We start from the raw sequence: 11,506 nt of genomic DNA, 5'->3' as shown, positions 1-11,506 counted from the left end.
CAGCGTTAACCTTGTCACAAAATAACGCTATGAATGGAGAACGCTATGGCACAACCCATCATTTTCGATTGCGATCCGGGTCATGATGACGCGATCGCGCTCGTTCTTGCACTTGCCTCCCCTGAACTCGACGTCAAAGCCGTCACCTCTTCCGCCGGAAACCAGACGCCGGATAAAACCCTGCGTAACGTTTTGCGCATGCTGACGCTGCTCGGGCGCACCGATATTCCCGTCGCCGGTGGCGCCCTCAAGCCCCTGATGCGTGAGTTAATTATCGCGGATAACGTGCATGGTGAAAGCGGGCTGGACGGTCCGGCACTGCCTGAGCCGGGCTTCACGCCGCAAAACTGCACCGCCGTGGAGCTGATGGCGAAGGTGCTGCGCGAAAGCGCGGAACCCGTGACGCTGGTGGCTACCGGACCGCAAACCAACGTCGCGCTGCTGCTGAACAGCCACCCTGAACTGCACAGCAAAATCGCCCGTATCGTCATCATGGGCGGGGCCATGGGTCTAGGAAACTGGACGCCGTCCGCAGAATTCAACATTTTTGTCGACCCGGAAGCGGCGGAGATCGTCTTCCAGTCCGGTTTGCCCGTCGTGATGGCGGGGCTGGACGTGACCCATCGCGCGCAGATTATGGCTGACGACATTGAGCGCTTCCGTGCCGTGGGTAATCCGGTCGCGACAACCGTGGCTGAGCTGCTCGACTTCTTTATGGAGTATCACAAAGCCGAGAAATGGGGATTCCACGGCGCGCCGCTGCACGATCCATGCACCATTGCCTGGCTATTAAAGCCGGAGATGTTTACCACCGTCCACAGGTGGGTTGGCGTCGAAACTCAGGGGAAATACACCCAGGGGATGACGGTGGTGGACTACTACTCGCTGACGGGAAATAAGCCGAATACCACGGTGATGGTGGATATTGACCGTGAGGCGTTTGTGGATTTGCTGGCGGAGAGGCTGGCTTACTATAGTGCGTAGTGCGGCCTGATGCCCTCTCCCACGGGGAGAGGGCGCAAACCTGCGCTTTTACCTAGGGCTCAAACGGACGACGCTGGAACTGATCGTGGCCGCATTTCGGACACAGCGACAGAACCTCCGGCGTATACACCGCAATATGGTGGTGGCAATTCTCGCACACCAGATTTCCCAGCCCGACCACCTCACCGCTGTGGTACACACCGTGGTGGTTTAAATCCTGAAAGACTTCACGCCACTCCAGCTGCGTTTTATCCGTGATATCGGCCAGCTCCTGCCACAGGCTCTCTTTGATCACCCGCATGAAAACGCTGTCCGTGACCTCCTCCTGGCTCTCCTGGTAACTGCGCGCGAACTCTTCCAGATCGCGACGCACGGCACGCGTCACCTCTTCCACTTCGGTTCGCGTTAACTCACCCGTTTGCGACACGCGGGCACGCGCCTGCTCCACCAGCGCATCGATATCGCGCTCGCCGTTACGCAGCCGTTCCGTCAGTGTCGCCACCAGTTCGCGGTAAAATTGAGCAACCTTGTTCATCATTTTGCCTCCCGGGTAAGTAACTATTTCTAATAATAGACCTTATTTCATCGCCGCTTTGTCAGGTGAAGCACAGACCCGGTAAATTCCTGCAAAGCGCATTTGTGCGAAAGGCTGTTTTGACGCGGGCGTTTGGGCTATGCTATGCGGATCTGAATTACCACATCCATTGGCTACATTTGTAGCTGTATTGAAAACAGGACCACTGGCTGCCATGCAAGAGCAATACCGCCCGGAAGAGATAGAATCAAAAGTCCAGCAACACTGGGACGAGAAGCGCACCTTTGAAGTAACCGAAGACGAGAGCAAAGAGAAGTATTACTGCCTGTCGATGCTTCCCTATCCTTCTGGTCGACTACACATGGGCCACGTGCGTAACTACACCATCGGTGATGTGATTGCGCGTTACCAGCGCATGCTGGGTAAAAACGTTCTGCAACCCATCGGTTGGGATGCGTTCGGTCTGCCTGCGGAAGGCGCGGCGGTAAAAAATAATACGGCGCCGGCACCGTGGACGTACGACAACATCGCGTACATGAAAAACCAGCTCAAAATGCTGGGCTTTGGCTATGACTGGAGCCGCGAGCTGGCAACCTGTACCCCGGAATACTACCGCTGGGAACAGAAGTTCTTCACCGAGCTGTACAAAAAAGGCCTGGTGTACAAGAAGACCTCTGCCGTTAACTGGTGCCCGAATGACCAGACCGTTCTCGCGAACGAACAGGTTATCGATGGCTGCTGCTGGCGCTGTGACACCAAAGTAGAGCGTAAAGAGATCCCGCAGTGGTTTATCAAAATCACCGCTTATGCTGATGAGCTGCTGAACGATCTGGATAATCTGGACCACTGGCCAGATACCGTTAAGACCATGCAGCGCAACTGGATCGGCCGTTCTGAAGGCGTGGAAATTACCTTCAACGTTGAGAACTACGACCAGACCCTGACCGTCTACACCACCCGTCCGGACACCTTCATGGGCGCGACCTACCTGGCCGTGGCCGCAGGTCACCCGCTGGCGCAGAAAGCGGCAGAAAACAATCCGGAACTGGCTACCTTCATCGACGAATGCCGCAACACCAAAGTGGCCGAAGCCGATATGGCAACGATGGAGAAAAAAGGCGTTGATACCGGCTTTAAAGCCATTCACCCGCTGACGGGCGAAGCGATCCCTGTCTGGGCCGCCAACTTCGTACTGATGGAATACGGCACGGGCGCCGTGATGGCCGTTCCGGGTCACGACCAGCGCGACTACGAATTTGCCACCAAATATGGCCTGACCATCAAGCCAGTTATCCTGGCGGCTGACGGTTCTGAACCAGACCTGTCCGAACACGCGCTGACCGAAAAAGGGACCTTGTTCAACTCCGGCGAGTTCAGCGGTCTGAGCTTCGAAGAGGGCTTCAACGCCATCGCCGACAAGCTGGCCTCCCTTGGCGTGGGCGAGCGTAAAGTTAACTTCCGTCTGCGCGACTGGGGTGTTTCCCGTCAGCGTTACTGGGGTGCGCCAATTCCAATGGTGACGCTGGAAGATGGCACCGTGATGCCAACGCCAGAAGATCAGCTGCCGGTGATCCTGCCGGAAGACGTCGTCATGGACGGCATCACCAGCCCGATCAAAGCCGATCCTGAGTGGGCTAAAACCACCGTCAACGGCCAGCCTGCGCTGCGCGAAACCGACACCTTTGACACCTTTATGGAGTCATCCTGGTACTATGCACGCTACACCTGCCCGCAGTATCAGGATGGCATGCTGGATTCCAACGCGGCGAACTACTGGCTGCCGGTAGATATCTACATCGGTGGTATCGAACACGCCATCATGCACCTGCTCTACTTCCGCTTCTTCCACAAGCTGATGCGCGATGCGGGCATGGTGAACTCTGACGAACCTGCAAAACAGCTGCTGTGCCAGGGCATGGTGCTGGCGGACGCCTTCTATTACGTCGGTGCAAACGGCGAGCGTAACTGGGTTTCTCCGGTTGACGCGATCGTTGAACGCGACGAGAAGGGCCGTATCGTGAAGGCCAAAGACGCCGAAGGTCATGAGCTGGTCTACACCGGCATGAGCAAGATGTCTAAGTCGAAAAACAACGGTATCGACCCGCAGGTGATGGTTGAGCGTTACGGTGCGGATACCGTGCGTCTGTTCATGATGTTTGCATCTCCGGCAGACATGACGCTGGAGTGGCAGGAGTCTGGCGTAGAAGGCGCAAACCGCTTCCTGAAACGCGTCTGGAAGCTGGTTTACGAGCACACCTCACTGGGCGATGCCCCGGCGCTGAACGCCGCCGCCCTGACTGAAGATCAGCAGGCGCTGCGTCGCGATGTTCATAAAACGATTGCGAAAGTGACCGATGATATTGGTCGTCGTCAGACCTTCAATACCGCAATTGCGGCTATTATGGAACTGATGAACAAGCTGGCGAAAGCCCCGCAGGACTGCGAGCAGGATCGTGCCTTAATGCGTGAAGCACTGCTGGCCGTCGTTCGCATGCTGAACCCGTTCACGCCGCACGTTAGCTTTACCCTGTGGCAGGAGCTGAAAGGCGAAGGCGATATCGACAACGCGCCGTGGCCGCAGGCTGACGAAGCCGCGATGGTGGAAAACACCACGCTGGTCGTAGTCCAGGTGAACGGCAAAGTCCGCGGTAAAATTACCGTGGCGGTCGATGCAACCGAAGAACAGGTTCGCGAGCGCGCGGGCCAGGAACCACTGGTCGCTAAATATCTTGAGGGCGTTACCGTACGTAAAGTGATCTACGTACCGGGTAAACTGCTGAATCTGGTCGTTGGCTAAGCGCGGGAGGAAACGTGCGACAACTGGCAACAATACTCTTATCTCTGGCGGTGCTTGTCACCGCTGGCTGTGGCTGGCACCTGCGCAATACCACGGCGGTGCCTGCTCAGATGAAAACCATGATCTTTGATTCCGGGGATCCGAATGGTCCACTCAGCCGGGCAATTCGCAATCAGCTGCGCCTCAACGGCGTTGAGCTTGTTGAGAAACAGACGCTGCGTCAGGATGTGCCGTCTCTGCGTGTGACAGGAAGTGGTCTGTCGAGAGATACCGCGTCTATCTTCCAGGATGGTCGTACCGCAGAGTATCAAATGGTGTTGACGGTCAACGCGGCAGTTCTGATCCCGGGTAAAGACATCTATCCGATCAGTACGAAAGTGTACCGTTCGTTCTTCGATAACCCGCAGACGGCGCTGGCTAAAGATGCCGAACAGCAGATTATCATCAACGAAATGTACGACAAGGCGGCGGAACAGCTGATCCGTAAACTGCCTAGTATTGCAGCGTCAACCAAACAAGGATCTGACATTGTTGATAAACCGGTTGATGGCACGCTTCCTGCTGCTAACTCTCTGGGTAAATGATGATCAGGCTGTATCCTGAACAACTCCGCGCGCAGCTCAATGAAGGGCTGCGCGCGGCGTATCTGCTTCTTGGAAACGATCCGTTATTGCTTCAGGAAAGCCTGGATGCCGTGCGGCATGCCGCCGCCGCGCAGGGCTTTGATGAACATCACACCGTCCAGTTGGATAACAACACCGACTGGAACGCCCTCTTCTCGCTCTGTCAGGCGATGAGCCTGTTCGCATCGCGCCAGACAATTCAGATCCTGCTGCCGGATAACGGCCCTAACGCGGCGATAAACGAGCAGCTCGCAACGCTGGTCAGCCTCTTACACAGCGATCTGCTCCTTATTGTGCGTGGCAACAAGCTGACCAAAGCGCAGGAAAACGCGGCCTGGTTTACCCAACTCGCGACCCACGCGGTACTGGTCACCTGTCAGACGCCTGAGCAGGCACATCTGCCTAAATGGGTCGCCGCGAGAGCGAAACAGAACAACCTTCAGCTGGATGACGCGGCAAATCAGCTGCTCTGCTACTGCTATGAAGGTAACCTGCTGGCCCTGGCGCAGGCGCTTGACAGACTCTCCCTGCTCTGGCCGGACGGCAAGCTGACCTTGCCGCGCGTCGAGCAGGCCGTTAACGACGCGGCGCACTTCACGCCGTTCCACTGGGTGGACGCGCTGCTGTCGGCAAAAAGTAAACGCGCCCTGCATATTCTGCAGCAGCTGCGCCTCGAAGGCAGCGAACCGGTTATTCTGCTGCGAACCCTGCAGCGCGAATTACTGCTGCTGATTACGCTCAAGCGTCAGTCTGCCCATACGCCTTTGCGTTCGCTGTTTGATAAACACCGGGTGTGGCAAAATCGCCGGGCTTTGACCACCGAGGCCATCAACCGCCTCAGTCATGAACAGCTTCGCCAGGCGGTACAGCTTCTGATGCGCGCCGAGCTTACGCTAAAGCAAGATTACGGCCAGTCGGTCTGGGCGGAGCTGGAAAGCCTTTCTCTGCTGCTCTGCCACAAGGCGCTGGCAGACGTTTTTATTGATGGATAGTATGCATTCTTTACAGGCCCTGTATGGCGGCACCTTCGACCCGGTACACTACGGGCATCTGAAGCCGGTTGAAATTCTGGCGAATCTGATCGGCCTTCAGCGCGTTACCATCATGCCCAATAATGTCCCGCCCCACCGCCCACAGCCCGAGGCGACCAGCGAGCAGCGAAAAGAGATGCTTGCCCTGGCCATCGCAGATAAGCCGCTCTTCCGGCTTGACGAGCGTGAGTTGCGTCGCGACACACCCTCCTGGACCTCGCAGACGCTTCAGGAGTGGCGCGCAGAACAGGGGCCAGACCAGCCGCTGGCTTTTATCATCGGTCAGGATTCCCTGCTGAACTTCCCCACATGGCATAAATATGAAACCATTCTGGAGAACAGCCATCTGCTCGTCTGCCGCCGTCCTGGCTATCCGCTGACCATGCGCGAAGCGCAGTACCAGCAGTGGCTGGAAGATCATCTCACCGCCAATGTTGAAGATCTCCACAATCAGCCTGCCGGGAAGATTTATCTGGCGGAAACGCCGTGGTTCGATATCTCTGCGACCCTCATTCGTGAGCGTTTACAGCAGGGTTTAGCATGTGACGATCTGCTCCCCGCACCGGTGCTGGCCTATATCCATACGCACGGTTTGTATCAGAAAAGCGCAGATGAATAGCGGGAAGGCATAAAAAGCGGCTTATTGTTTATCCTGCCTTGACAGGGTAAGCCATACTGTTATTCTCCGCTGCCAGACTTTCCCGCCAGTCATTGCTTTACAGAAATTGTTTTACAAAAATGGCGATGCAATCTCAGGCGGAGGGTGGGATGATACCCGCCTTCAAAAGCCCGGCCGGAGACATTTGTCCCGACACAGGCATGAGTTCAGGTATACTGCCTGGCTACGAATTCAAAGTTTTACAATCTCATTCACCCCAGGGGGAAAACTTGCAGGGTAAAGCACTCCAGGATTTTGTTATTGACAAAATTGATGACCTGAAAGGTCAGGACATCATCGCGATTGACGTGAAGGGTAAATCCAGTATTACCGACTGCATGATTATCTGCACCGGTACGTCCACGCGTCATGTTGTTTCGATTGCCGATCACGTGGTTCAGGAATCACGTGCAGCAGGGCTGTTACCGCTGGGTGTTGAAGGTGAAGCGACGGCTGACTGGGTGGTTGTCGATCTCGGCGATGTGATTGTCCACGTCATGCAGGACGAGAGCCGTCGCCTGTATGAACTGGAAAAACTCTGGGGTTAATGCGTGAAGTTGCAGCTGGTCGCCGTCGGCACCAAAATGCCGGACTGGGTACAAACCGGTTTTACTGAATATCTGCGTCGTTTTCCAAAAGATATGCCGTTCGAACTGGTGGAAATTCCCGCCGGTAAGCGCGGCAAGAACGCCGATATCAAACGTATTCTCGATAAAGAGGGCGAACTGATGCTGGCTGCCGCAGGCAAGAACCGCATCGTTACCCTCGATATTCCAGGAAAACCCTGGGATACGCCGCAGCTGGCGCACGAACTGGAGCGCTGGAAGCAGGATGGTCGTGACGTCAGTCTGTTGATTGGCGGGCCTGAAGGGTTATCCCCTGCCTGCAAAGCGGCAGCAGAACAAAGTTGGTCCCTCTCCGCGCTGACGCTTCCCCACCCGCTCGTTCGGGTACTGGTGGCAGAAAGCCTGTATCGCGCGTGGAGCATTACTACCAACCACCCCTATCACCGCGAGTAATGACTGACCAGGGTAGATTAAGCAGCGGATGAAACTACAGAATTCTTTTCGCGACTATACGGCTGAGTCCGCGCTGTTTGTGCGCCGGGCGCTGGTCGCCTTCACCGGGATTTTGCTGCTTACCGGCGTGCTGATCGCCAACCTTTATAATCTGCAAATTGTCCGCTTTACCGATTACCAGACGCGTTCCAACGAAAACCGTATCAAGCTGGTACCTATCGCACCCAGCCGCGGCATTATTTACGATCGTAACGGCACCCCGCTGGCGTTAAACCGCACCATCTATCAAATCGAGATGATGCCGGAAAAAGTCGATAATGTTCAGGATACGCTGGAAGCGCTGAAAAGCGTTGTTGACCTTAACGACGACGATATCGCCGCCTTTAAAAAAGAGCGCGCCCGCTCACACCGATTCACCTCCATCCCGGTTAAAACCAACCTGACGGAAGTCCAGGTGGCCCGCTTTGCGGTGAACCAGTACCGTTTCCCCGGCGTGGAAGTAAAAGGTTACAAGCGTCGCTACTACCCCTACGGCTCCGCGCTGACGCATGTGATTGGCTACGTCTCCAAGATTAACGACAAAGACGTCGACCGCCTCGATAAAGACGGCAAGCTGGCGAACTACGCCGCAACGCATGATATCGGTAAGCTGGGCATTGAACGCTACTACGAAGATGTCCTGCACGGGCAAACCGGCTATGAAGAAGTTGAGGTTAACAACCGTGGCCGCGTGATCCGCCAGCTTAAAGAGGTACCGCCGCAGGCGGGGCATGACGTCTATCTGACCCTTGACCTTAAGCTGCAGCAGTATATTGAAACCCTGCTGGCGGGCAGCCGTGCAGCCGTTGTGGTCACCGATCCTCGAACCGGCGGCATCCTGGCGATGGTGTCTATGCCAAGCTATGACCCGAACCTGTTTGTTGACGGCATTTCCAGTAAAGACTACTCCGGTCTGCTGAATGACCCCAACACGCCGCTGGTGAACCGCGCGACACAAGGGGTTTACCCACCGGCATCAACGGTTAAACCGTACGTGGCGGTCTCTGCACTGAGTGCTGGCGTCATCAACCGCAATACCAGCCTGTTTGACCCGGGCTGGTGGCAGCTGCCGGGTTCAGATAAGCGCTATCGCGACTGGAAAAAATGGGGCCACGGTCATCTGAACGTCACCAAATCGCTGGAGGAGTCTGCGGATACCTTCTTCTATCAGGTGGCGTATGACATGGGGATCGACCGCCTGTCAGAGTGGATGAGCAAATTCGGCTACGGACACTACACCGGCGTTGACCTTGCGGAAGAACGCTCCGGCAACATGCCGACGCGCGAATGGAAGCTGAAGCGCTTTAAAAAGCCGTGGTATCAGGGCGACACCATTCCGGTGGGTATCGGTCAGGGCTACTGGACGGCAACGCCGCTTCAGATGAACAAAGCCATGATGATCCTCATCAATGACGGCGTGGTGAAAGTGCCGCATCTGCTGCAGAGTACGGTTGAAGACGGCAAAAAAGTGCCATGGAACCAGCCGCACGAAGCCCCGGTGGGTGACATTCATTCCGGATTCTGGGAAATCGCGAAAGACGGTATGTACGGCGTGGCAAACCGCCCGAACGGTACCGCACACAAGTATTTCGCCGGGACGCCGTACAAAGTGGCGGCGAAGTCCGGTACTGCGCAGGTATTTGGCCTGAAAGCCAACGAAACCTATAACGCGCACCGCATTGCCGAACGTCTGCGTGACCATAAGCTGATGACGGCGTTTGCCCCTTATGACAACCCGCAGGTCGCGGTGGCAATGATTCTGGAGAACGGCGGTGCCGGGCCTGCAGTAGGGACCATCATGCGCCAGATCCTTGACCACATCATGCTGGGTGATAACAACACCGAACTGCCGGCTGAAAACCCGGCCGCCGCTGCGGCGGAGGACCAATAATCATGACGGATAATCCAAATAAAAAATCGCTGTGGGACAAAATCCACATCGACCCAGCCATGCTGCTGATCCTGCTGGCTCTGCTGGTTTACAGTGCGCTGGTTATCTGGAGCGCCAGCGGCCAGGACATCGGAATGATGGAGCGCAAAATCGGCCAGATCGCCATGGGCTTGATCATTATGGTGGTGATGGCGCAGATCCCGCCACGTGTCTACGAAGGCTGGGCGCCCTACCTCTACATCTTCTGTATTATTTTGCTGGTTGCGGTCGATGCGTTTGGCGCCATTTCAAAAGGGGCGCAGCGCTGGCTGGATTTGGGTATTGTCCGCTTCCAGCCCTCGGAGATTGCCAAAATCGCCGTGCCACTGATGGTGGCACGCTTTATCAACCGCGACGTCTGTCCGCCGTCTCTGAAGAATACCGCCATCGCGCTGGTGCTGATTTTTCTGCCAACGCTGCTGGTTGCGGCACAGCCTGACCTCGGCACCTCAATCCTTATCGCGCTCTCCGGCCTGTTTGTCCTCTTCCTGTCGGGCCTGAGCTGGCGCCTGATTGGCATCGCGGTGGTGCTGATTGCGGCGTTCATCCCTATTCTCTGGTTCTTCCTGATGCATGATTACCAGCGCCAGCGCGTCATGATGCTGCTCGATCCGGAAACCGATCCGCTGGGCGCGGGCTATCATATTATTCAGTCCAAGATTGCGATTGGCTCCGGCGGCCTGCGCGGGAAAGGCTGGCTGCACGGTACGCAGTCGCAGCTGGAATTTTTACCGGAACGCCACACCGACTTTATCTTTGCGGTACTCGCGGAAGAGCTGGGGCTGGTGGGCATCTTAATACTCCTGGCGCTATACGTTCTGCTGATCATGCGGGGATTGTGGATTGCAGCACGCGCGCAAACGACCTTTGGTCGCGTCATGGCTGGCGGGTTGATGCTGATTTTATTCGTTTATGTCTTCGTAAATATTGGTATGGTGAGTGGTATTCTGCCGGTGGTAGGCGTACCGCTGCCGCTGGTGAGTTACGGGGGCTCGGCACTGATCGTGTTGATGGCCGGGTTTGGTATCGTGATGTCGATCCATACCCACAGAAAAATGTTGTCAAAAAGCGTATAAAAATAAGGGGATCGGAATGCGTAAGCAGTGGCTGGGGATCTGCATTGCGGCAAGTTTACTTGCGGCCTGCACAAGTGATGATGGTCAGCAACAGGCAACCGTCGCGCCGCCGCAGCCTGCGGTGTGTAATGGCCCAATCGTTGAAATCAGCGGTGCCGATCCCGTTTATGAACCGCTGAATGCCAGTGCCAATCAGGATTACGAGCGCGACGGCAAAAGCTATAAAATTGTTCAGGATCCTTCCCGTTTCAGTCAGGCGGGCTTTGCCGCCATTTACGATGCCGAGCCAGGCAGTAACCTGACGGCCTCCGGGGAGACGTTCGACCCGATGCAGCTGACGGCAGCACACCCAACGCTGCCGATCCCGAGCTACGCCCGTATCACCAACCTGGCAAACGGCCGTATGATTGTCGTGCGTATCAACGACCGCGGCCCGTACGGAAATGACCGGGTGATCTCCCTGTCTCGCGCATCAGCCGATCGTCTGAATACCTCGAACAACACCAAAGTCCGTATTGACCCAATTATCGTGGCACAGGATGGTTCGCTGTCCGGGCCAGGTACCGCGTGTACGACGGTGGCGAAACAGACCTATGCCCTGCCCGACCGCCCAAATCTTGACGGCGGAATGGGCAGCGTCTCTTCTCCGGCCGAGCCTGCTCAGCCGGGGGGAGAAATACGCCCAATCAGCAATGACACGCTGCAAAGCGACGATTCAACGGGCGCACCGGTAAAGAGTAGCGGCTTTCTTGGTGCACCGACGACCTTAGCCTCGGGCGTGCTGGAAGGCAGTGAGCCTACCCCAGCCCCAGCC

General features: G+C 56.3%; 11 protein-coding genes. 10 read left to right on the top strand and 1 reads right to left on the bottom strand.

What is annotated here, in order from left to right:
• Window positions 1–45 precede the first annotated feature (45 nt).
• Entirely contained in the window at window positions 46–984 is a 939-nt protein-coding gene (gene rihA, locus ACMWJS_RS18495) for a pyrimidine-specific ribonucleoside hydrolase RihA (RefSeq protein WP_048026958.1), read from the top strand.
• Between the two features lie 52 nt (window positions 985–1,036).
• Here rihA and ACMWJS_RS18490 read toward each other — a convergent pair whose 3' ends face one another.
• Window positions 1,037–1,519, bottom strand: coding sequence for a zinc ribbon-containing protein (locus tag ACMWJS_RS18490; protein ID WP_023617134.1), 483 nt, complete (start codon window positions 1,517–1,519; stop codon window positions 1,037–1,039).
• Window positions 1,520–1,733: 214 nt separating this feature from the next.
• On the opposite strand from ACMWJS_RS18490, the gene leuS reads away from it, so the two are divergent.
• From leuS to rlpA, 9 genes are all read left to right on the top strand, one after another.
• Window positions 1,734–4,316 (top strand): leucine--tRNA ligase, encoded by a 2,583-nt coding sequence (leuS, locus tag ACMWJS_RS18485; protein WP_414747395.1) that lies wholly within the window; start codon window positions 1,734–1,736, stop codon window positions 4,314–4,316.
• 14 nt (window positions 4,317–4,330) lie between these two features.
• Window positions 4,331–4,900, top strand: a complete 570-nt coding sequence (gene lptE, locus ACMWJS_RS18480; RefSeq protein ID WP_008501042.1) for an LPS assembly lipoprotein LptE — start codon at window positions 4,331–4,333, stop codon at window positions 4,898–4,900.
• Window positions 4,900–5,931, top strand: a complete 1,032-nt coding sequence (gene holA, locus ACMWJS_RS18475) for a DNA polymerase III subunit delta (RefSeq protein WP_414747420.1) — start codon at window positions 4,900–4,902, stop codon at window positions 5,929–5,931. Before lptE ends, holA begins: the two co-directional genes overlap by 1 nt.
• A complete protein-coding gene (gene nadD, locus ACMWJS_RS18470) occupies window positions 5,924–6,589 on the top strand; it encodes a nicotinate-nucleotide adenylyltransferase (RefSeq protein WP_025912714.1) in 666 nt (221 codons plus the stop codon). The genes holA and nadD overlap by 8 nt, the downstream gene beginning before the upstream one ends.
• A gap of 269 nt (window positions 6,590–6,858) precedes the next feature.
• Window positions 6,859–7,176, top strand: coding sequence for a ribosome silencing factor (gene rsfS, locus ACMWJS_RS18465; RefSeq protein ID WP_023334893.1), 318 nt, complete (start codon window positions 6,859–6,861; stop codon window positions 7,174–7,176).
• Between the two features lie 3 nt (window positions 7,177–7,179).
• Window positions 7,180–7,647 carry a 23S rRNA (pseudouridine(1915)-N(3))-methyltransferase RlmH gene (gene rlmH / locus ACMWJS_RS18460; RefSeq protein ID WP_003858701.1) on the top strand — a complete coding sequence of 156 codons (468 nt, stop codon included), beginning with the start codon at window positions 7,180–7,182 and terminating at the stop codon, window positions 7,645–7,647.
• 28 nt (window positions 7,648–7,675) lie between these two features.
• Window positions 7,676–9,577: a peptidoglycan DD-transpeptidase MrdA gene (gene mrdA / locus ACMWJS_RS18455; protein WP_008501038.1), complete on the top strand. Its 1,902-nt coding sequence runs from the start codon at window positions 7,676–7,678 to the stop codon at window positions 9,575–9,577.
• Between the two features lie 2 nt (window positions 9,578–9,579).
• Window positions 9,580–10,692 (top strand): peptidoglycan glycosyltransferase MrdB, encoded by a 1,113-nt coding sequence (gene mrdB / locus ACMWJS_RS18450; RefSeq protein ID WP_008501037.1) that lies wholly within the window; start codon window positions 9,580–9,582, stop codon window positions 10,690–10,692.
• Between the two features lie 16 nt (window positions 10,693–10,708).
• Window positions 10,709–11,506 (top strand): endolytic peptidoglycan transglycosylase RlpA (gene rlpA / locus ACMWJS_RS18445; protein ID WP_414747394.1); only part of this gene is annotated, 798 nt, incomplete at its 3' end.

This window comes from Enterobacter sp. HK-058-C-ECC, assembly GCF_047531125.1.
Classification (GTDB): domain Bacteria; phylum Pseudomonadota; class Gammaproteobacteria; order Enterobacterales; family Enterobacteriaceae; genus Enterobacter; species Enterobacter quasiroggenkampii.
This window is presented reverse-complemented; position numbering and strand designations above follow the sequence as displayed.